General features: G+C 63.9%; 20 protein-coding genes. 4 read left to right on the top strand and 16 right to left on the bottom strand.

Annotated features, from left to right (window positions below; translation table 11 throughout):
• Positions 1-53: 53 nt before the first annotated feature.
• The 3 genes from GGD66_RS01540 (at position 54) to GGD66_RS01530 (ending at position 3,412) form a co-directional block, all read left to right on the top strand.
• The gene (locus tag GGD66_RS01540; RefSeq protein WP_183256707.1) at positions 54-794 is read left to right on the top strand and encodes an SDR family NAD(P)-dependent oxidoreductase; all 741 of its coding nucleotides are present in this window, start codon (positions 54-56) and stop codon (positions 792-794) included.
• 79 nt (positions 795-873) lie between these two features.
• A complete protein-coding gene (locus GGD66_RS01535) occupies positions 874-2,016 on the top strand; it encodes a hypothetical protein (protein WP_183256706.1) in 1,143 nt (380 codons plus the stop codon).
• Positions 2,017-2,185: 169 nt separating this feature from the next.
• Positions 2,186-3,412, top strand: coding sequence for an ABC transporter substrate-binding protein (locus GGD66_RS01530; RefSeq protein ID WP_018317603.1), 1,227 nt, complete (start codon positions 2,186-2,188; stop codon positions 3,410-3,412).
• Between the two features lie 154 nt (positions 3,413-3,566).
• On the opposite strand, the gene GGD66_RS01525 is transcribed toward GGD66_RS01530, so the two are convergent.
• From GGD66_RS01525 to GGD66_RS01490, 8 genes are all read right to left on the bottom strand, one after another.
• Complete coding sequence (locus GGD66_RS01525; protein ID WP_183256705.1) at positions 3,567-4,823, bottom strand: TCR/Tet family MFS transporter; 1,257 nt, start codon at positions 4,821-4,823, stop codon at positions 3,567-3,569.
• Complete coding sequence (gene der, locus GGD66_RS01520; protein ID WP_018317605.1) at positions 4,820-6,202, bottom strand: ribosome biogenesis GTPase Der; 1,383 nt, start codon at positions 6,200-6,202, stop codon at positions 4,820-4,822. The genes GGD66_RS01525 and der overlap by 4 nt, the downstream gene beginning before the upstream one ends.
• 49 nt (positions 6,203-6,251) lie before the next feature.
• A complete protein-coding gene (locus tag GGD66_RS01515) occupies positions 6,252-6,803 on the bottom strand; it encodes a hypothetical protein (protein ID WP_183256704.1) in 552 nt (183 codons plus the stop codon).
• 59 nt (positions 6,804-6,862) lie between these two features.
• Positions 6,863-7,516, bottom strand: coding sequence for a tetratricopeptide repeat protein (locus tag GGD66_RS01510; RefSeq protein WP_183256703.1), 654 nt, complete (start codon positions 7,514-7,516; stop codon positions 6,863-6,865).
• A gap of 168 nt (positions 7,517-7,684) precedes the next feature.
• Positions 7,685-9,277: a class I adenylate-forming enzyme family protein gene (locus tag GGD66_RS01505; protein ID WP_183256702.1), complete on the bottom strand. Its 1,593-nt coding sequence runs from the start codon at positions 9,275-9,277 to the stop codon at positions 7,685-7,687.
• Positions 9,278-9,350: 73 nt separating this feature from the next.
• Positions 9,351-9,935: an NnrU family protein gene (locus tag GGD66_RS01500; RefSeq protein WP_092252774.1), complete on the bottom strand. Its 585-nt coding sequence runs from the start codon at positions 9,933-9,935 to the stop codon at positions 9,351-9,353.
• A gap of 70 nt (positions 9,936-10,005) precedes the next feature.
• Complete coding sequence (locus GGD66_RS01495; protein WP_183256701.1) at positions 10,006-10,584, bottom strand: hypothetical protein; 579 nt, start codon at positions 10,582-10,584, stop codon at positions 10,006-10,008.
• 98 nt (positions 10,585-10,682) lie between these two features.
• Positions 10,683-12,305 carry a peptide chain release factor 3 gene (locus GGD66_RS01490; protein WP_018317611.1) on the bottom strand — a complete coding sequence of 541 codons (1,623 nt, stop codon included), beginning with the start codon at positions 12,303-12,305 and terminating at the stop codon, positions 10,683-10,685.
• A 165-nt stretch (positions 12,306-12,470) separates the two neighbouring features.
• Between GGD66_RS01490 and sugE the strand changes: the two genes are divergently transcribed.
• Positions 12,471-12,785, top strand: coding sequence for a quaternary ammonium compound efflux SMR transporter SugE (gene sugE / locus GGD66_RS01485; RefSeq protein ID WP_183256700.1), 315 nt, complete (start codon positions 12,471-12,473; stop codon positions 12,783-12,785).
• Positions 12,786-12,821: 36 nt separating this feature from the next.
• Here the strand turns inward: sugE and GGD66_RS01480 are convergent, their stop codons facing one another.
• From GGD66_RS01480 to GGD66_RS01445, 8 genes are all read right to left on the bottom strand, one after another.
• Positions 12,822-13,856, bottom strand: a complete 1,035-nt coding sequence (locus GGD66_RS01480) for a restriction endonuclease (protein ID WP_183256699.1) — start codon at positions 13,854-13,856, stop codon at positions 12,822-12,824.
• Between the two features lie 81 nt (positions 13,857-13,937).
• A complete protein-coding gene (locus tag GGD66_RS01475) occupies positions 13,938-14,942 on the bottom strand; it encodes an inorganic phosphate transporter (RefSeq protein WP_183256698.1) in 1,005 nt (334 codons plus the stop codon).
• 11 nt (positions 14,943-14,953) lie between these two features.
• Positions 14,954-15,598 (bottom strand): DUF47 domain-containing protein, encoded by a 645-nt coding sequence (locus GGD66_RS01470; RefSeq protein WP_018317614.1) that lies wholly within the window; start codon positions 15,596-15,598, stop codon positions 14,954-14,956.
• A 156-nt stretch (positions 15,599-15,754) separates the two neighbouring features.
• Entirely contained in the window at positions 15,755-16,723 is a 969-nt protein-coding gene (locus tag GGD66_RS01465; protein WP_092252768.1) for a branched-chain amino acid ABC transporter permease, read from the bottom strand.
• Position 16,724: 1 nt separating this feature from the next.
• Entirely contained in the window at positions 16,725-17,588 is an 864-nt protein-coding gene (locus GGD66_RS01460; protein WP_018317616.1) for a branched-chain amino acid ABC transporter permease, read from the bottom strand.
• Between the two features lie 76 nt (positions 17,589-17,664).
• The gene (locus tag GGD66_RS01455) at positions 17,665-18,885 is read right to left on the bottom strand and encodes an ABC transporter substrate-binding protein (RefSeq protein ID WP_092252766.1); all 1,221 of its coding nucleotides are present in this window, start codon (positions 18,883-18,885) and stop codon (positions 17,665-17,667) included.
• 55 nt (positions 18,886-18,940) lie between these two features.
• Complete coding sequence (locus GGD66_RS01450; RefSeq protein ID WP_018317618.1) at positions 18,941-19,687, bottom strand: ABC transporter ATP-binding protein; 747 nt, start codon at positions 19,685-19,687, stop codon at positions 18,941-18,943.
• Entirely contained in the window at positions 19,680-20,435 is a 756-nt protein-coding gene (locus GGD66_RS01445) for an ABC transporter ATP-binding protein (protein WP_018317619.1), read from the bottom strand. The genes GGD66_RS01450 and GGD66_RS01445 overlap by 8 nt, the downstream gene beginning before the upstream one ends.
• Positions 20,436-20,592 lie beyond the last annotated feature (157 nt).

Below are 20,592 nucleotides of genomic sequence, written 5' to 3'. Positions count from 1 at the left end.
ATGACGGCGTGATGGGGGCTTGTCCCGGCCATCCACCCCTGTAAAACCCCGCCATGACAAATCCCCTCGCTGACCGCATCGCTCTCGTCACCGGCGCCTCGCGCGGCATCGGCTATGCCACCGCCATCGCGCTCGCCAAGGCCGGCGCGCATATCGTGGCGGTGGCGCGCACGCAGGGCGGGTTGGAAGAGCTCGACGACGAGATCCGGAAACTCGGCGGCAGCGCCACCTTGGTGCCGCTCAACCTCACCGATTCCGACGGCATCGCGCGGCTGGGCGCCGGCCTGCACGAACGCTACGGCAAGCTCGACATCCTCGTCGGCAATGCCGGCGTGCTCGGCCCCTCCTCGCCGATCGGCCATATCGAGCTGAAGACCTTCACCGACGTGATGGCCCTCAATGTCTCCGCGAACTTCCAGCTGATCCGCTGCATGGAGCCGCTGCTCAAGCAATCCGATGCCGGGCGCGCCGTGTTCATCACCTCGGGCGCCGCCAACAAGGCGACCGCCTATGTCAGCCCCTACGCGGCGTCCAAGGCCGCGCTGGAGACGCTGGCTCGCGCCTGGGCGCAGGAGACCGCGAACACGAAGCTGCGCGTCAATCTGTTCAATCCGGGTCCGGTCCGCACCCGCATGCGCGCGACGCTGATGCCGGGCGAAGACCCGGCGACGCTCGACACCGCCGAGCAGGTCGCCGAATTCATCGTGCCGATGTGCGCGCCTGACTGGACCGAGACCGGCAAGTTCTACGACTACAAGACCCGCAGCCTGATGAGCTTCCGCTCCCCGGCCTGATTGACTTGACTGCCTCCCCGCGATTGACTGCCCGCGCGTAAGCGGCAGCAAGCCGCACGCCAACAAAAGGGAGGTTGCCATGGCGCCATGGCACGATCGCGCAGGCTCTGCGTCCGCGCTCGCACGTCACGCTCTCTCCATTCTGATCGCAGCCGTCGCCTTTGCTCTTCCGGTTGCGTCGAATGCTGGCGACGTCCCGACTTTTGCGGTCGATCCCTCCTGGCCAAAGCAGCTGCCGAACAACTGGATCCTCGGCCAGGTCGGCGGCATCACCGTCGACTGGCAGGGCCATATCTGGGTGATCCATCGCCCGCGCTCGCTTACCGACGACGAGAAAGGCGCAAGCCTCAATCCGCCGCGCTCGAAATGCTGCGTGTCGGCGCCGCCCGTGCTCGAGTTCGACGTCGACGGCAATCTGCTGCGCTCATGGGGCGGTCCCGGGCAGGGCTATGAATGGGTCGGCCGCGAGCACGGCATCGAGGTCGACGAGCGCGGCTTCGTCTGGGTCGGCGGCAATGCCGACAACGACAACGCCATCGTGAAGTTCACGCTCGACGGCAAATTCGTCGCCCAGATCGGCAAGTTCGCCCCGAGCCTGGGCAGCAACGATACGACGCAGCTCGGCAAACCCGCCGAGACCGCGCTCGACAAGGAGGCCAACGAAATCTACGTCGCTGACGGCTATGGCAACCGCCGCGTCATCGTGTTCGATGCGACGACGCTCGCCTACAAGCGGCACTGGGGCGCCTATGGCAACAAGCCCGACGACGCCAAGCAGGCGCCCTACGATCCCAAGGCGCCAGTCTCGCAGCAATTCGGCAATCCGGTCCACTGCGTGAAGCTCGCCAATGACGGCCTCGTCTATGTCTGCGACCGCATCAACAACCGTATCCAGGTGTTCAAGAAGGACGGCAGCTTCGTGAAGGAGTTCTTCTTCGAGAAGAACACGCTCGGCAACGGCGCGGTGTGGGACATCGCGATCTGGCCCGATCCGAAGCAGACCTATCTGCTCAGCGCCGACGGCGAGAACAACGAGATCCGGGTCATCAAGCGCGAAGACGGCAGCGTGGTCGGCAGCTTCGGGCACAACGGCCGCAACGCCGGTCAATTCCACTGGGTGCACGCCATGGCGATCGACGCGAGGGGTAACGTCTATACCGCCGAGGTCGATACCGGAAAGCGCATCCAGAAATTCAAGCTGACATCGGACGCGCTCAAATAGCGTCTCAACGCATTTTTCCCAAAAAGTTAACCGACGGATGACGCTACGACGCAGCGTCATCCGGCTTTAGGCGCATTGCCGCCAGCCCTGGGACAGGCTAGAGCCAATCAGCCGGAACAAGGCTCCGCAAGAGAGCCGTCCGCATATTTGACAATGGAGGAAACCTTTTATGACGACGACGTTCGCGCGCCGCTCCGCGGCCCTTCTGGCCTGTGCCGCCTTCGGTTTTGCAACATCCGCCTACGCGCAGGACAAGACCGTCAAGATCGGCGTGCTCAACGACATGTCGAGCCTCTATGCCGACATCGGCGGCCCCAATTCCGTGGTTGCGATCAAGATGGCGGTCGAGGATTCCGGCTTGCTCAAGAAGGGCTGGAAGATCGAGGTGCTGAGCGGCGATCACCAGAACAAGCCCGACGTCGGCGTCAACATCGCCCGGCAGTGGATCGACAACGACAAGGTCGATGCGATCGCGGACACGCCGAGCTCCGGCGTCGCGCTGGCGGTCAGCAACCTCGTCAAGGAAAAGAATGCAGTGCTGCTCAATTCGGGCGCTGCCACCGCGGATCTCACCGGCAAGGCCTGCACGCCCAACACGGTCTCCTACACCTATGACACCTACATGCTCGCCAACGGCACCGGCAAGGCGCTGACCAAGGCCGGCGGCGACAGCTGGTTCTTCCTCACCGCCGACTACGCGTTCGGTCACGCGCTGGAGCGCGACACCAGCGCCGTCGTCACCGCCAATGGCGGCAAGCTGCTCGGCGGCGTCAAGCACCCGCTCAACACCGCGGACTTCTCCTCCTTCCTGCTCCAGGCGCAATCGTCGAAGGCCAAGATCATCGGCCTCGCCAACGCCGGCGGCGACACCACCAACGCCATCAAGCAGGCGGCCGAGTTCGGCATCGTCCAGGGCGGCCAGAAGCTCGCGGCGCTGCTGCTGTTCATCAACGACGTGCACTCGCTGGGGCTCAAGACCGCGCAGGGCCTGACCTTCACCGAATCGTTCTACTGGGACCTGAACGACAAGACCCGCGAATGGTCCAAGCGCTTCTCGGCGCTGGCCAGCAAGAACGCGATGCCGTCGATGACCCAGGCCGGCAACTACGCGATGGTGCTGCACTATCTCAAGGCGATGGACGCGCTCGGCGGCAATCCGCATGACGGCGCCAAGGTCGTCGCCAAGATGAAGGAGCTGCCGACCGACGATCCGCTGTTCGGCAACGGCCCGCTGCGCCAGGACGGCCGCCGCCTCATCCCGGCCTACCTGTTCGAGGTGAAGAAGCCCGAGGAGTCGAAGGGGCCGTGGGACTATTACAAGCAGATCGCCACGATCTCCGCCGAAGACGCAGCAAAGCCGCTCAAGGACAGCGATTGTCCGCTGGTGAAAAAGTAAGAGTGTAGCGGCATCCCGGGGCGATGCGAAGCATCGAACCCGGGATCTCGCGCGGCATTCTCCGCTGCCGTAGGGTGGGCAAAGCGAAGCGTGCCCACGACTTCTTGCTATCACGAACAGATGGTGGGCACGGCGCTGCGCGCCTTTGCCCACCCTACGATCCCGTCTTCGCCCCACCCAGCGTCCGCACCGCGATCGCCACGCAGACCACCATGAGCGCTGCCGCGAGCAGGAACGGTGCGCCGGGCAGATGCAGCGGCGCGCCGGCGCTGATGAAATAGGAAAAGGTCAGCGTGAACAGGAACGGGCCGACGAGCTGCGACACGCTCTGCACGCTCGCGGTTGCGCCCTGGAGCTGGCCCTGCTGCTCGGCCGCGACCAGCCGCGTCATCAATGCTTGCGAGGCGGCACCCGAGATGCCCCACAGCGCCAGAATGGGAATCCCGATCCAGGACAGCGGCCCGGTCGGCGCAGCGCCCAGGACGACGAAGCCGAGCGCGCCACAACACAGGCCCAGCAACAGCGCGTTCCGCTCGCCGAGCACGCGCACGATCGGGCCGATCGCAAGCCCCTGCACCACCATGGCGCAGATGCCGACCATCGCCAGCGTCAGTCCCACGGTCTTGGAATCCCAGCCGTAGCGATAGGTCGCATAGAGCACGAAGGTCGAGGGCAGCACGACATGCGCGACCTGCGCGATGAAATTGACGACGGACAACGCAGCGAGCACCGCATTGGAGCGCAGCAGGCGGAGCGCGCCGAGCGGACTGGCACTTCGCCAGCGGAACGGCGCGCGCTTGTCGGGCGCGAGCGATTCCGGCAGGACGAACAGACCGTAGAGGGCATTGGCGAAGCTGAGGGCCGCCGACGCCCAGAACGGCAGGCGCGGATCGATGTCGCCGAGCAGACCGCCGAGCGCTGGCCCCAGGATGAAGCCGGCGCCGAACGCCGCTCCAATCCGGCCGAAGACCGCCGCGCGCCGCTCCGGCGGCGTGATGTCGGCGATATAGGTAAACGCCGTCGAGATGCTGGCCGAAGTGATCCCCGAGATGACGCGGCCGACGAACAACCACACCAGGGACGGCGCCAGCGCCATCAGCACGTAGTCGGCCGCGAGCCCGAAATTCGACAGCAATACCACCGGCCGCCGCCCGAAACGATCCGACAGCGCGCCGAGCAACGGCGAGAACACGAACTGCATCAGCGCCCAGGCGGTACCGAACAGGCCGAAGATGCGGGCGGCGTGGGCGGTATCGTTGTCGACGAAGCTCTCGATCAGCTTCGGCAGGATCGGCATGATGACGCCGAGCGCGAGCATGTCCAGGAGGATGGTGACGAAGATGAAGGCGACCGCGCCGCGCTGGACCGGCACAGCGCCTTGCGCCGCCGCCTCGCTGGCGCCGTCACTCACGACGGCCGCTTGCGCTTGTGCGCGAAGGGATTGGCCTTCTCGCGCAAGGTGATGCGCACCGGCGTGCCCGGCAGCTCGAAGGTCTCGCGCATGGAATTGATGAGGTAGCGCAAATAAGACTGCGGCACCGCATCAGCGCGCGAGCAGAACAGCACGAAGCTCGGCGGGCGCGCCTTGGTCTGCGTGATGTAATTGAGCTTGAGCCGTCGGCCGGACACGGCCGGCGGCGGATTGGCCTGAACCGCCTGCTCGAACCAGCGGTTCAATGCCGACGTCGACACGCGCCGGTTCCAAAGCGCGTAGGCGTCCTGGATCGCCTGCATCAGCCGATCGATGCCCTCGCCCATCAGGCCCGAAACCGCGACGATCGGCACGCCCTTGATCTGCGGCAGCCAATGGTCGGCATCGCGACGCAGACCCGAGATCGCACCGCCCCCCTTGCTCTCCATCAGGTCCCATTTGTTGACGGCGAGCACCACCGCGCGGCCCTCGCGCTCGATCAGATCGGCGATGCGCAAATCCTGCTCCTCGAAGCGGTTCTGCGAATCCATCATCATCACGACGACTTCGGCAAAACGGACCGCGCGCAGGGCGTCGGCGACCGAGAGCTTTTCCAGCTTCTCCTCGATGCGGGAGCGCCGGCGGAGACCTGCTGTGTCGAACACGCGAAACTCGCGGCCCTTCCAGTTGATCTCGACCGCGATGGAGTCGCGCGTGGTGCCGGCCTCCGGGCTCGTCAGCAGGCGTTCCTCGCCGAGCAGATGGTTGATCAGCGTCGACTTGCCGGCATTGGGCCGGCCGACGATGGCGACCCTGATCGGGCGCGTCGCGGCCTCTTCCTCGGTGAGCGGCTCGTCGTCCTCGGTCTCGTCGTCGTCGACAGGCTCCGGCATCAGCTTGGCGAGCTCATCGTAGAGCTCGCCCATGCCCTCGCCATGCTCGGCCGAGATCTGGATGGGATCGCCAAGGCCGAGCGCGAAGGATTCCATCGCGCCGGCATCGCCGTGCTTGCCCTCGCTCTTGTTGGCGACCAGCAGCACGGGCTTGTTGGCCTTGCGGGCGAAATCGGCGAAGGCGCGGTCGGTGGGCGTGAGGCCGACGCGGGCATCGATGACGAAGAACAGCGCGTCGGCCTGCGCGATCGCGGTCTCGGTCTGCTCCTGCATGCGCGCGGTCAGCGAGCCCTTGGCGCCCTCGTCGAGGCCTGCGGTATCGATGATGGTGAATTCGAGATCGCCGAGCCTCGCCTCACCCTCGCGGCGGTCGCGGGTGACGCCCGGCAGGTCGTCGACGAGCGCGAGCTTCTGTCCGACCAGGCGGTTGAACAGCGTCGATTTGCCGACATTGGGCCGGCCGATGATGGCGATCGTGAAGGACATCGGTCATTCGTGCGCTGCCGGGGCTGCGCCTGTCAATCAAAGGAAAAAATTAGCGCGAGAAGCTGCCGCTCGGCAGCGGCGCCGGGAAGCCGCCCTGCGTCTGCTGCTGCGAGGTCTGGGTCGGTTGCGCCTGCTGGACCGGCTGATCCGGCGGCGGCGCAGTGGTGCGCTTGCGGACGATCTTGTGCTTGGGCGGCGGAGCGGCCGTGGCCGGCGCCGCCTCCGGCTGAGCCTCGCCGTCGACTTCGCCGGCGGGCGCTTCAGTCGGCGCTGCCGCTGCGGCGGCCGGCTGCCTCGTGTGCTTCGCCTTGGCACCCTTCGCCGGCTTGGCCGGCTCGGGCGGCGGCTCGGCGGGCAGAGCCGCGACGGCAGGCGCGTTCGGATCGGGCTGCTGCTGCGCGCCCTTGTACATGTCCTTCGGGACGCCCTGCTCGAGACCCGGCACGCCCTCCGGGAAGACCGGCTTGCGGTCGCCCGGCAGCTTCTTCTTGGTGTCGAGGAAGTCGAGCATGTCGCTTGGATCGAAGCTGGAGCAGCCGCCCAGGACGCCCGTGAAGGCGATCAGGACGGCGGCTGCGATCAAGCGTGGCGTGCGGCGCATATCGTGTCTCGTCTAGGTCAGGGAGCCGTCGTCAGCTCTTCTTGCTCAGCTCTTTTTGCTCAGCTCTTGGCGACGGGCGGCAGCAGGGCCTGGAGCGCCTCGGCGCGCGAGCGCAGGCCGGGCGGCGTTTCGCCGTCTTCACCAATCGCGTCGAGCCATTTGCGGGCCGCCGTCATGTCGTTGTTGCGCCAGGCCGACAGCGCCAGCATCTCGCGGGCGGTGTGGCGGAAGGTCGATTTGGGGGCGGCGGAAGGCTCCAGCCGCTGCTGCATGTCGGCATAGCTGGCGCTGTCGAGCACCAGGCCGGCGGCGCGGATCTTGGCCAGATCCTGCCACTCACCACCGACGCTGCGGTCGGCAGCGATGTCGTCATACATCTTGGCAGCAGCCTTGGCGTCACGGGGCGCCGCCTCGGCCGCGGCGCGCAGCCGCGCCAGGGTGCGATAACCCGAGGGCGCCTTGGCGGCGAGCTCGGTGAAGGCGGCCTCGGCTTCGGCATGCTTGTCCTGGTCGGACAGCTCCGCCGCCTTCTCGAAGGCGGCGCCGGCCTCGGCGGCCTTCTTGGCCTCCAGATATTGATAACCGCGCCAGCCGCCGACGCCGGCAACGACCAGCACCATCAGGGCGATGAAGTAAACCGAATATCTATCCCACAGCTTCTTGAGCTGTTCGCGACGTACTTCCTCGTCGACTTCGTCAAATAATTCAGACACTTATGCTAATCCCATGCCCGTCCGGGTACGCGCGCCGAAGCGTTCGCGTCAGGAATCCCCGTCCCCCACGTGGCGTGCGAGGTACCCTAACGATATGGCGGTGGCAAGGCAAAGCGAGCCCGATCAAGGCGTTAACCACCCGGGAGAGCCCGGATGGCCCTGCCCGGCTCAAGGGCCCAGGAGCTCCCGGAGCTGCCGCTTCAGCACCTTGCCGTTGGCGTTGCGCGGCAGCGGCTCAGGTGTGATCGCCAGGGTCTCGGGAACCTTGTAGTCGGACAGACGCTCCGCGCACCAGGCGCGCAGGGCCTCGCCGGCGACCGGCGCGCGCGTCACCACCACGGCGTGGACGCGCTCGCCCAGCACCGGGCACGCCTTGGCGATGATCGCGCTCTCGATCACGGCGGGATGGCCGGCCAGCACGGATTCCACCTCGGCCGAATAGATCTTCAGGCCGCCGCGATTGATCATGTCCTTCTGGCGGTCGAACACGCGGACGAACCCTTCCGCATCGACCGAGCCGAGATCGCCGGAGTGCCAGAACCCGCTGGTGAAGCTCTCGGCGGTGGCTTTGGGGTTATTCCAATAGCCCTTGATGACGGAGGCGCTCTGGATCCAGAGCTCACCGATCTCCCCGTGGGGCAGCTCGCGCCCGTCCGGATCCATCGCGACGATGCGCGCGCCGGGGCACGGCAGGCCGACGCTGTCGATATGGCTCTCGGTCAGCTCGCCCGGCATGATCGTCGAGGGCGACGTCGTCTCGGTCGCGCCGTAGCAGTTCATCAGCTTCAGGCCGGGAATTGTCGCCTTGAGCTTCTCGATGGTCGCGACCGGCATCGGCGCCCCGCCAAAGCCGCCGATGCGCCAGCTCGACAGATCGTAGCTGTCGAAATCCGGCTGCAGCAGGCAGAGATTGTACATCGCCGGCACCATCACCGTGTAGGTGACGCGCTCGCGCGCGGCGAGCTTGAGGTAATCGGCGGCCTTGAACTCGGGCATGATGATCAGCGCCCCGCCGCAGCGGATCATCGTCGTGATGTTGGCGACGACACCGGTGACATGACCGAGCGGTACCGCCGCGATCGAGCGATCGGTTTGCGTCAATTGCAGGCAGGACACGAACACCATCGAGGAATGGACGATGTTGCAATGGGCCAGCATCGCGCCCTTCGGCCTGCCTGTCGTGCCCGAGGTGTAGAGGATCATCGCGGTGTCCTCTTCGCTCACCTCGATCGACGCAGGCGCCGGCGGGTTGTCGGCGAGCGCGGCGAAGCGCGAGCGAGCCGGATCGTCGTCGACGGCGATGCGATGGATCACATCGGGCACCTCCTCCGCATCGGGCAGCCGCTCTGCGAGGCCTGCTTCGTGGATCAGGATCTTGGCGCCGCAATCGGCGAGGACATAGGCGATCTCCGGCTTCTGCTGGCGCGTGCTGAGCAACACGGTGACCAGCCCCTCATGCGCGGCGGCAAACAGCAGCAGCGGGAATTCGATGCGGTTGCCGAGCAGGATCGCGACGCGGTCGCCCCGTTGCAGGCCAAGCTTGCGGAAGCCCGCGGCGATCCGCGCAGCCTGCTCCACGGCCTGCCGCCAGCTCAGCCGGACATTGCCTGCGATCAGTGCCTCGCCTTCGGCATTGCGATCGCGCGCCTCCGCGATCATCGCCCACACGCTCGCCGGCCGATCCGAAAATGCCGGCACCACCCGGTCGCCGAAGCGCGCCTCGAACCGCATCGGCGGGATCTGAGATTGCGACCAGTCCATCGAAGGGCCCTCGGTTTGTTGCTCTTATCAGCTTCCGCGCATGGACATCGGGGTTTCGTCTTGTGCTGACCGGCTAGACCCCGATCACGGGAACACCGATCACGACCGGATGGAACGCGAAGGCCAGCGCGAGATAGGCGACGACGCCGACGACGACCGCAATCAGATCATTGCTGACGCCGCCCACCGGGATCGGGGGGCCGCCGGCGTCGGTGCGATGCTTGAGCGAAATGCGGTCATACACCGCCCAGCCCAGGAACGAGCCGAACAGAATGATGGAGCCGAGATCGCCGTTGGCCAAAAGATGCGCCGCCGCCCACAGCTTGATGCCGGCCAGCATCGGATGCTTCAGCGTCGCGTAGATGCGGCCGCGCAGATAAGAGGCGACCACCAGGATGACCGCGGGCAGCATCAGCGCGAGCGTGATGTGCTTCATCGCCTTCGGCGGATACCAGACGTCGATCCAGCCGGAGCTGCGGTAATGCGCAAAGCCCCAGATGATCAACGCGAGACCCGCGAGCGAGACCACGGTATAGAGGATCTTGTAGGTCCCCTCGCCCAGCCTTGCGATTGCCTGCGCACGCGCCTCACGTTTGGTGGTGAAAACATGGGTGGCGAAGAACAGCACCAGCCCCAGGATCATGACCAGCAGACCCACGACATCCTCCCCGCAATGCAGCCCCCGCCTCTGAGGTATCATCGATTGGCGGCTGCTCGCAACTCGTGCGCTACTGGCCGACCTGCCGATTGTCGACATATCGGATCGCGATCGGCCGCCCGGCCAGGGCACCGGCGAGTCCGCCAGTGAATTTCAGCGGCAGGCAGGCGTTCAGCGAGGCGTTGATCGCCTTCAGATAGGTCGCGCGGGTGTCGGCCGGAACGCCGGTGGTTGCGAATGTCAGGCGCGGCGGACCGATCAGGCCGCCCGCCTTGTTGAAACTGAAGCGCACCGACATCTGCATGCCCGCGCGCGCACCGTCTGATGGCGGCGACCAGCAGGTGCGTAGCTCGGCGAAGAGATCGCCGATCGTGTCGAGATCGTGATCCGGCTTCCGATACTTGGCGCGATCGGCTTCGGAGGGCACGCTCTCGATCGTCAGCTGAAGATTTTGCCCATAGGGATAGTCGATCTCGGGAATGCAGGGGCCGGGCTCGAGCGGGCTGCAATAGGACGGCGTGCAGGGCCGATAGTCGAGCACGCTGCACGGCTCGTGCGCAAACGGGATTGGATTGATCTGGCGTCGCTGCGCGTCGGCGGCGATCGTCGAGATCGTCAGCAGGAGAAAAACAAGGAAGCCGCGCCACATGGAGTGAGCTCGCAATGCCACCAGAAAAGGTGGCATTGTCCATGAATGCGTCAAGTCCGCGCGCGTTCACATGCTCGCGCGCGAGCGGCAGGCCCACCCTACCCCTTCTTCTTGACGTCCTTGACGTTGGTGAATTCGATGCCCTCGGCGCGTTCTTTGGTGTAGCCGAGATAGAATTCGTTCCGCGCCAGATACACGGGATCGCCGTCGACGTCGTCGGCTATGCTGGAGGTGTTGGCGGCGATGAAGGTGTCGAGCTTCTTGCGGTCCTCCGAGGAGACCCAGCGCGCGAGCTGGAATTCGCTGACCTCGAACTCGACCGGCAGTGAATATTCCGCCTCCAGCCGTGCCTTCAGCACGTCGAGCTGGAGCGCGCCGACGACACCCACCAGCGCCGGCGCTCCGTCGCGCGGGCGGAACACCTGCACCACGCCCTCTTCCGACATCTGCTGCAGCGCTTCCTTCAGCTTCTTGGCCTTCATCGCGTCGGTGAGACGGACGCGGCGGACGATTTCCGGCGCGAAACTCGGCACGCCGACGAAGTTGAAATCCTCGCCCTCGGTCAGCGTGTCGCCGATGCGCAGCGTGCCGTGATTGGGAATGCCGACGACGTCGCCGGCGAAGGCTTCATCCGCGACCGAACGGTCCTGGGCGAAGAAGAATTGCGGGCTCGACAGCGGCATGCTCTTGCCGGTGCGCACGAGCTTGGCCTTCATGCCGCGGCTCAGCTTGCCCGAGCAGAGACGCGCGAAGGCGATGCGGTCGCGGTGGTTCGGATCCATATTGGCCTGGATCTTGAACACGAAGGCGCTCATGCGCGGATCGGTGGCCTCGACCTTGCGCTGGTCGCTGTCCTGCGCGCGCGGCTCGGGCGCGAACTTGCCGAGGCCTTCCAGCAGGTCGCCGACGCCGAAATTGCGCAGCGCGCTGCCGAAATAGACCGGCGTCAGATGGCCCTCGCGGAACGCGTCGAGCTCGAACGGTTTTGACGCTTCGGTGACGAGCTCGAGCTCGTCCTTGACCGCGGAGACATCGAGATTGGCATTGAGCTTGGCGAGCTCGGCGATCTCGATCTGCTGCGCCGCGCCGGTCTTGGCACCGCCGCCTTCGAGCAGGCGCACGCCGCCATTGGCGACGTCGTAAGTGCCGAGGAAGTCGCGGCCGCGGCCGACCGGCCAGGTCATCGGCGTGGTGTCGAGCGCCAGCGTCTTCTCGATCTCGTCGAGCAGCTCGAACACGTCGCGGCTCTCGCGATCCATCTTGTTGATGAAGGTGATGATCGGGATATCACGAAGACGACACACCTCGAACAGCTTTCGGGTGCGCGCCTCGATGCCCTTGGCGGCGTCGATCACCATCACGGCGGAATCGACCGCGGTCAGCGTGCGATAGGTGTCTTCCGAAAAGTCCTCGTGGCCCGGCGTGTCCAGCAGGTTGAAGACAAGGCCCTCGAACTCGAAGGTCATCACCGAGGTCACGACAGAGATGCCGCGCTCGCGCTCGATCTTCATCCAGTCCGAGCGCGTGTTGCGCCGCTCGCCCTTGGCCTTGACCTGGCCGGCCAGGTTGATGGCGCCGCCGAACAGCAGCAGCTTTTCGGTCAGCGTGGTCTTGCCGGCGTCGGGATGGGAGATGATCGCAAACGTGCGCCGCCGCGCCACTTCAGCGGCAAGCGGGGAACGGGCCGGCGATTCGGCTGTGGTGGTGGCGATGTCGGACATGGTGGGAGCGTGTGGCAGGGAAAACGGGCCTGATCAAGCCTCATTTGGTGATTGCGGAGCCTTCCGGCCAGCCCCATATCGGCCTTGGCCATACTGGCCTTGGGGGAGGACGGCCTCCCCGCCCATCAGCCGCGGGGACGACCCTGCCTTGAAGGGAGGGTCGTCATGGCCTGGAGCATCCTGTTCGTCGCGGGTCTTCTCGAGATCACCTGGGCGATCGGCCTGAAATACACCGAGGGCTTTAGCAGGCTTGTTCCGTCCGTCGTCACGCTCGTGGCCATGGCCGGCAGCGTCATCCTGCTCGGATTCGCCCTCAAATCGCTGCCCGTCGGAACCGCCTATGCGGTGTGGACCGGCATCGGCGCGGTCGGCACCGCGACCCTCGGCATTGTCCTGTTCGGGGAGCCGGCCACGGCGCTCCGCCTCGCCAGCATCGGGCTGATCGTCGCCGGAATCGTCGGGCTGAAGCTGGTTACTTAATCGGGCCTCTCCACGACTAAAAGGTGGCCTAAGAGGTTATCGAGGTAGAGTGATTATGAATTGCCAAATCCTCTCATCGAGGAAACTGGTCGGCCCCTCTTTGTCTTCTTTAAGCCGCAACATCTCGATCAGATCGTCGTTGGACAGAAGTAAGATCAATTTGCCCGCCTCGCGCAGGGCTCCTTGCGCTGCGCGCTTACAGCCATCATCAGGCCCGTGGCGGGAAATTAGAAAGCAGACCGTCCGCAGAGCACCAGAAAAGAGATAACGCTCGGTTGAATACACCTGATCCGCCGAAATCGCAGCGCTGTAGTTTTTACATTCGAACAAAACGGATCGGGTTCGGAAATCAGCTCTTATAGAGTCCCAAAATGGGTTGCCTGGCCTTATTCGGCAAATGAAATCGTATCGGTTGCCACCGTCGGAGGTTTGCGCCTGTTTTTCGAAACCGTACAGATCTGGGTCAAATAGAAATGTAACAGTCTCTTGGCATAGCTCCTCATATTCTCGAGGCGTTAGTTCGCCCTGCTCTTTGTGGAGCCGCAATCTCTCGGTGAGGTTCTCGGTCTCGGTTTTTCGCTCATTCGCTGTGTTTTGACGTTCCTCTGGCACATCATTTTGGTCAGACTGGTTTTTCGACCTGCTCTCGTGTTTCTCTGTCAGGAGCTGTTCAAGCCGATCCAAGAGTCTGGGGAATGGCTTTGCTCTTTGCCGCAGAACCTCCAAATCCCACACGCGAGTACCGAACATGGTCGAAGCAAATTCCTTCGCCTGTTGAGTGGTCTTGCCTAGAACTAGGACTAGAGGACTAACGTAGTTTCCACTGTCAATCAAAGGTAGAAACCGAAGCACCTTTTCTCTGATGGAGCTAAGAGGGACAAGTGAAGAGCGGAATATGACTTCAACCGGAGATTGCAGTCCGTCGCGCTCTACTATTAGATCGACTTGCACGCCTCCAACTAGAGGGTTTTGAACCACGCTGTACCCTAAGTCGCGCAACAGATCGGCGGCCCAATCCTCGGCAAGAAAGCCGAGACGAGTCATGCTACCACTAGTTGTTGAAATGCTCATTCCGCCACTTTATAGCGACTAACAACTCTCGCGCAATTGAAAGATACAAAACAGCGCCGATATTGAAACTGCTATAAGGCGTCAGCGCAAAAGCTTGACCGCCCACCACGTCAGCGCCGCCACGATGGCCGAGGCCGGGATCGTGATTACCCAGGCGTAGACGATCGAACTGGCAACGTTCCAGCGCACCGCCGAGACGCGGCGGGCGGCGCCGACGCCGACGATGGCGCCGGTGATGGTGTGCGTGGTGGAGACCGGAACCCCGAGATAGGTCGCCATGAACAAAGTCGCGGCCCCGCCGGTCTCGGCGCAAAAGCCCTGCATCGGAGTCAATTTGGTGATGCGCAGGCCCATGGTGCGGACGATGCGCCAGCCGCCCATCAGCGTGCCCAGCGCCATCGCCGCCTGGCAGGACAGCACCACCCAGAACGGCACCGAGAAGTCGCTGCCGAGATGGCCCTGCGAATAGAGCAGCACCGCGATGATGCCCATGGTCTTCTGCGCGTCGTTGCCGCCATGGCCGAGCGAATAGAGCGAGGCGGAGGCGAATTGCAGGATGCGGAAGGCGCGATCGACCGCGAATGGCGTCGAGCGCACCGAGGCCCAGGACACGATCGCCACCAGCATCATCGCCAGCAGGAAGCCGATCAGCGGCGACAGCACGATCGCCAGCACCGTCTTGCTCAATCCGCTCCACACCGCAGCCGAGATCCCGGCTTTGGCCATGCCGCCGCCGACGAGCCCGCCGATCAGCGCATGCGACGACGAGGACGGGATGCCGAGCGCCCAGGTCACGAGGTTCCAGACGATGGCGCCGACCAGGGCTGCGAAGATCACCTGGGCGTCGACGATCGAGGGATCGATGATGCCGGTGCCGATGGTCTGGGCGACGTGCAGGCCGAACACCATGAAGGCGACGAAATTGAAGAACGCGGCCCAGAACACCGCGAATTGCGGCCGTAGCACGCGGGTCGAGACGATGGTCGCGATCGAATTGGCGGCGTCGTGCAGGCCGTTCAGGAAATCGAACAGCAGCGCGACGGCGATCAAGCCGACCAGGACGGGAAGACCCAACGCGGCATCCACAGCGGCCTGCCCTAAACTTGCTCGATGACGATGCTGTTGATCTCGTTCGCGACGTCGTCGAAGCGATCCGCCACCTTCTCGAGGTGGTCGTAGATCTCGACGCCCACGATGAAGTCCATTGCATTGCCGTCGCGATGCTTGAGGAACAGCTCCTTCAGACCGATGTCGTGGAGATCGTCGACGCGGCCCTCGAGCTTGCCGAGTTCCTCCGTGATCGCGGTCAGCATGGCGACGTTCGGGCCGATCGACTGCATGAGCGGCAGCGCGCGGCCGACCAGATTGGCGCACTCGATCAGAAGCCCGCCGATCTCGCGCATGGGCGGCTCGAAGGTGCGGACCTCGAACAGCATCACCGCCTTGGCCGTCTGCTGCATCTGGTCGATGGCGTCGTCCATCGACGTGATCAGGTTCTTGATGTCGCCGCGGTCGAACGGGGTGATGAAGGTGCGGCGCACCGCCGTCAGCACCTCTCGGGTGATGTTGTCGGCATCATTCTCGAACTGGTTGACGCGCTGGCAATAGACCGGCGTCTCCTCGCCCCCGTTGAGCATGCCCTGGAGCGCGATGGAGCCCTGGATCACCGTCTGGGCATGCCGGTCGAACAGGTCAAAGAACCGTTCTTCCTTGGGAAGGAAAGCACGAAACCATCGCATCATGGGGGTAGGCTACCGGTTGGAAATGGCCCGGCCCTGTCAGGCCGTCATGAAACTGTCATAGACCATTTTCGATCCGCGCGCGTGTGATCTCACGCCCGCGGAGCCGGATCATCCACCGCTTTCAAGCGGCCGGCAAACCGATTTCAAATCAACCAGTTAGAGCGATCTCCGGAAGTAATGCGCGATTTCGCCGATGACGCCGCGGCGGAAGGTGAGCACGCAGACCACGAAGATCGAGCCCTGGATCACCGTCACCCATTGGCCGAAGCCGGCGAGATATTGCTGCATGGCGATGATCGCGAAGGCACCGACCACGGGGCCGAAGATGGTTCCGAGGCCGCCAACCAGCGTCATCAGCACGACCTCGCCCGACATCGACCAATGGACGTCGGTGAGCGAGGCGTTCTGCGCCACAAAGACCTTCAGCGCACCGGCAAAACCGGCCAGCGTTCCCGACAGCACGAAGGCCAGGAACTTGTACTGGTCGGTGCGGTAGCCGAGCGAAATCGCGCGCTGCTCGTTCTCCCGGATCGACTTCAGCACCTCGCCGAACGGCGAGTTGATGATGCGGTAGATCAACAGGAAACCGGCAAGAAACCCGACCAGCACGACGTAATAGAGCACCGTCGGCTTGGAGAGGTCGAAGACGCCGAACATGCGTCCCTGCGGGATGCCCTGGATGCCGTCCTCACCGTGGGTGAACGGGGCCTGGAGGTAGATGAAGTACAGGAGTTGTGACAGAGCCAGGGTGATCATCGAGAAATAGATGCCCTGGCGGCGGATCGAGATGTAGCCGGTGATGATCGAGAGCACGAAAGCCGCGGCGATGCCGACGAGGATGCCGAGCTCAGGCGGCAACGCCCACACTTTCAGCGCATGCGCGCAGCAATAGCCGGCGGTCCCCAGGAACATGGCGTGGCCGAACGACAGCAGGCCGCCATAGCCGACCAGCAGATTGAAGGCGCAGGCGAGCAGCGCAAAGCACAGCGCCTGCATCACGAAGAACGGGTAGACGCCCGTGAATGGTACCGACGCCAGCAGCAGCGCCATCACTACGAAAGCGATCATCTCGTCGCGCATCGCGCGAGGGGTCACCGGCAGCGTGTCGTCCGTCAGGGTTGTCATATCAGGCCGCCCTTCCCGTCAATCCCGTTGGCTTCACCAAGAGCACCAGCACCATCAGCACGAACACGACGGTGTTGGAGGCCTCGGGATAGAAATACTTGGTCAGACCCTCGATCACGCCGAGCGCGAAGCCGGTGATGATGGAGCCCATGATCGAACCCATGCCGCCGATCACGACCACCGCGAACACCACGATAATCAGGTCGGCGCCCATCAGCGGTCGCACCTGGTTGATCGGCGCCGACAGCACGCCCGCGAGCGCGGCAAGGCCGACGCCGAGACCATAGGTCAGCGTGATCATGCGCGGCACGTTGATACCGAAGGCGCGCACCAGCGTCGGATTTTCGGTGGCGGCGCGCAGGTAAGCGCCGAGCTGGGTCTTCTCGATCAGGAACCATGTCGCCAGACACACGACCAGCGAGAACACGACCACCCAGCCGCGATAGATCGGCAAGAACATGAAGCCCAGATTCATGCCGCCCTTGAGCTGGTCCGGAATGGCGTAAGGCAGACCGGAGGAGCCGAAATAATTCTGGAACACGCCCTGCACGATCAGCGCGATGCCGAAGGTCAGGAGCAGGCCGTAGAGATGGTCGAGCCCGGTCAGCCATTGCAGCATGGTCCTTTCCAGGATCATGCCGAAGATGCCGACGATCACGGGTGCGATCAGCAGTGCCCACCAGTAGTTGATGCCACCGAGGCTCAACAGGAAATAGGCAACGAAGGCGCCCATCATGTAGAGCGCGCCATGGGCGAAATTGATGATGTTGAGCATGCCGAAAATCACGGCAAGCCCGAGACTGAGCAGCGCGTAGAACGAGCCGTTGATCAGTCCCACCAGTAGCTGAGCGTATAGAGCCTGCATCGATCCCGCACCCGGTCCCTTCTCGTCGTTCCCCAAGAGCAAGCCGGCGCCGTTGCGCCGGCTTGCATCGTCACACTTACTTCTTCACGAGCGGACAGACGCTCTCGGACAGCGGCCGGAACGCCTGATCCGCGGCCGTCGTGCCGATCAGCTTGTAATAGTCCCAGGGCCCTTTGGATTCCTCGGGCTTCTTGACCTCGAACAGATAGGCGGGATGCAGCTTGCGACCGTCCTCGCGGATCGTTCCCTTGCCGAACAGCGGATCGTCCGTCGGCATCTCCTTCATCTTGGCGACCACCTTGGCCCCATCATGCGGATTGCCGCCCATCGCCTCCAGCGCCTTGAAATAGTGCAGCAGACCCGAGTAGACGCCGGCCTGCACCATCGAGGGCATCGCCTTGTTCTTCATGCGCTCGGAAAAGCGCTTGGAGAACGCGCGCGTACCGTCGTTCATGTCCCAATAGAAGGTCTCGGTGAAGTTCAGGCCCTGCGCCACCTTCAGACCGAGCGAGTGCACGTCGGTGATGAAGAGCAGCAGGCCCGCAAGCTTCTGGCCGCCCGAGACGATGCCGAACTCCGCCGCCTGCTTGATGGTGTTGGTGGTGTCGCCGCCGGCATTCGCCATGCCGATGATCTTGGCTTTGGAGGCCTGCGCCTGAAGCAGGAACGACGAGAAGTCGGCAGTATTCAGGGGATGCTTGACATTGCCGATCACCTTGCCGCCCGACTTCACCACGACCGCGGCGGTGTCGCGCTCGAGGGCATGGCCAAAGGCGTAGTCCGCGGTGAGAAAATACCATGTGTCGCCGCCCGCCTTCACCAGCGCCTGCCCGGTACTGTTGGCCAGCATATAGGTATCATAGACCCAGTGGATCGTGTTCGGTGAGCATTGCGCGTTGGTGAGATCCGACGTCGCCGCACCCGTGTCGATCAGGATCGAATTCTTCTCCTTGACGACATTGTTGACCGCGAGCGCGACGCCGGAGTTCAGGACATCCATGAAGATGTCGACCTTCTCGACGTCGATCCATTGCCGAGCAATCGTGGAGCCGATGTCGGGCTTGTTCTGATGGTCGGCGGAGATCAGGTCGAGCTTCCAGCCCTTGGCAGCGAGCCCGGAATCCTCGATCGCCATCTGTGCGGCGACGGTCGAGCCAGAGCCACCGAGATCGGCATAGAGTCCCGAATTGTCGGTCAGCACGCCGATCTTGATGTTCTTGTCCTGCGCGACTGCGCCACCTGCCGCGCCGAGCGCCAGGGCCGTCCCGAGCAACATTGCCGAAATGCTGTGCTTCATAATCCGCCTCCCAATATTCCTTTGATAGTTACTCTTGCACGTCCGGTCTGCTCGGCTACACACCGAGATAGGTGTGGAGCTTGTCCATGTTGGCGGCAAGATCCGCATTGGAAAATCCGTCAATGATCTTGCCGTGCTCGACCACGTAGTAACGGTCGGCGACGGTGGATGCGAAGCGGAAATTCTGCTCGACCAGGAGGATCGTGAAACCCTCCTTCTTGAGCCGCGCAATGGTGTGGCCGATCTGCTGGATGATGACCGGCGCAAGGCCCTCGGTCGGCTCGTCCAGCATCAGGAAGCTCGCACCGGTGCGCAGGATGCGCGCGATCGCGAGCATCTGCTGCTCGCCACCGGACAGCTTGGTGCCCTGGCTGTTGAGCCGCTCCTTCAGGTTCGGAAACAGCTCGAAGATCTGATCGAGCGGCAGCCCGCCTTCGCGGACCACCGGCGGCAGCATCAAATTCTCCCGCACGTCGAGACTGGAGAATATGCCCCGCTCTTCCGGGCAGAATGCGATGCCCATGCGCGCGATCTTGTCGGAGGTCGCGCGGATGATCTCCTGGTTGTTGAACTTCACCGAGCCGGTACGCTTGCCGATGATGCCCATGATCGACTTCAGCGTGGTCGTCTTGCCGGCGCCGTTACGCCCGAGCAGGGTGACGACCTCGCCCGCGTTCACGTCGAAGTTGATCCCGTGCAGGATGTGAGACTCGCCGTACCAGGCTTCCAGGTTGCGGATTTGAAGGATGTTTCCGCCGGTCGCAGCCTTGGCCGGAGCCTCGGCGATCGCAGTGTCAGGCATGACCGGCTCCCAGATAGGCTTCCTTGACGCGCTCGTCCTTGGTGAGCTCCGAGTAATGGCCCTGCGCGAGCACCTGGCCGCGCGTCAGCACGGTGATGATGTCGGACAGGTTGGCCACGACGCTTAAATTATGCTCCACCATCAGGATGGTGTATTTCGCCGAGATGCGCTTGATCAGCGCCGCGATCTTGTCGATGTCCTCGTGGCCCATGCCCGCCATCGGCTCGTCCAGCAGCATCATCTCCGGGTCGAGCGCGAGCGTGGTTGCGATCTCCAGTGCACGCTTGCGTCCATAGGGCATCTCGACCGCGGGTGTGTTGGCAAACTCGTTCAGGCCGACATCGTTCAACAATTCGCGCGCGCGGTCGTTGAAGCGGTTGAGCACCGACTTGGAGCGCCAGAAATCGAACGAAGAGCCGTGCTGGCGCTGAAGCGCGACACGGACGTTTTCCAGCGCCGTGAGATGCGGAAACACCGCCGAAATCTGGAACGAGCGAACCAGCCCCATGCGGGCCACGTCGGCCGGCGCCATCGCGGTGATGTCCTGGCCCTTGTAGAGGATTTTTCCGGCGGACGGTTTCAGGAACTTGGTCAGAAGATTGAAGCAGGTCGTCTTGCCGGCCCCGTTCGGGCCGATCAACGCATGAATGCTCCCACGGCGAACCTTGAGCGCAACGTCGCGGACGGCGAAGAAGCCCGCGAACTCCTTGGTCAAGCCTTCCGTTTCGAGAATAAACTCATCGGCCAAACAGATTTCCCCCTGCCCGCGCGAGCCGCGTGGCTATCCTTGTTGCTTCGGCTTTCCGGGGGCCTTGGAGCCTATCCTTGGAGCCCATCCGGAACGCCGCCTCCGGGCGCGGAATATGCCGGAGGTGACGGGGGTTAGGCAAGGCGGAAAGCTGAGC

The organism is Bradyrhizobium sp. CIR48, from assembly GCF_014198315.1.
Lineage (GTDB): Bacteria > Pseudomonadota > Alphaproteobacteria > Rhizobiales > Xanthobacteraceae > Bradyrhizobium.
This window is presented reverse-complemented; position numbering and strand designations above follow the sequence as displayed.

Bases quoted from the DNA above. Each gene is read 5' to 3' on its own strand.
- GGD66_RS01515 (WP_183256704.1), bottom strand. From the start codon at position 6,803: ATGCGCCGCACGCCACGCTTGATCGCAGCCGCCGTCCTGATCGCCTTC.
- GGD66_RS01480 (WP_183256699.1), bottom strand. From the start codon at position 13,856: ATGAGCATTTCAACAACTAGTGGTAGCATGACTCGTCTCGGCTTTCTT.
- GGD66_RS01465 (WP_092252768.1), bottom strand. From the start codon at position 16,723: ATGACAACCCTGACGGACGACACGCTGCCGGTGACCCCTCGCGCGATG.
- GGD66_RS01450 (WP_018317618.1), bottom strand. From the start codon at position 19,687: ATGCCTGACACTGCGATCGCCGAGGCTCCGGCCAAGGCTGCGACCGGC.
- der (WP_018317605.1), bottom strand. From the start codon at position 6,202: ATGTCCTTCACGATCGCCATCATCGGCCGGCCCAATGTCGGCAAATCG.
- GGD66_RS01530 (WP_018317603.1), top strand. From the start codon at position 2,186: ATGACGACGACGTTCGCGCGCCGCTCCGCGGCCCTTCTGGCCTGTGCC.
- GGD66_RS01535 (WP_183256706.1), top strand. From the start codon at position 874: ATGGCGCCATGGCACGATCGCGCAGGCTCTGCGTCCGCGCTCGCACGT.
- GGD66_RS01455 (WP_092252766.1), bottom strand. From the start codon at position 18,885: ATGAAGCACAGCATTTCGGCAATGTTGCTCGGGACGGCCCTGGCGCTC.
- GGD66_RS01460 (WP_018317616.1), bottom strand. From the start codon at position 17,588: ATGCAGGCTCTATACGCTCAGCTACTGGTGGGACTGATCAACGGCTCG.
- sugE (WP_183256700.1), top strand. From the start codon at position 12,471: ATGGCCTGGAGCATCCTGTTCGTCGCGGGTCTTCTCGAGATCACCTGG.
- GGD66_RS01495 (WP_183256701.1), bottom strand. From the start codon at position 10,584: ATGTGGCGCGGCTTCCTTGTTTTTCTCCTGCTGACGATCTCGACGATC.
- GGD66_RS01470 (WP_018317614.1), bottom strand. From the start codon at position 15,598: ATGATGCGATGGTTTCGTGCTTTCCTTCCCAAGGAAGAACGGTTCTTT.
- GGD66_RS01490 (WP_018317611.1), bottom strand. From the start codon at position 12,305: ATGTCCGACATCGCCACCACCACAGCCGAATCGCCGGCCCGTTCCCCG.
- GGD66_RS01505 (WP_183256702.1), bottom strand. From the start codon at position 9,277: ATGGACTGGTCGCAATCTCAGATCCCGCCGATGCGGTTCGAGGCGCGC.
- GGD66_RS01540 (WP_183256707.1), top strand. From the start codon at position 54: ATGACAAATCCCCTCGCTGACCGCATCGCTCTCGTCACCGGCGCCTCG.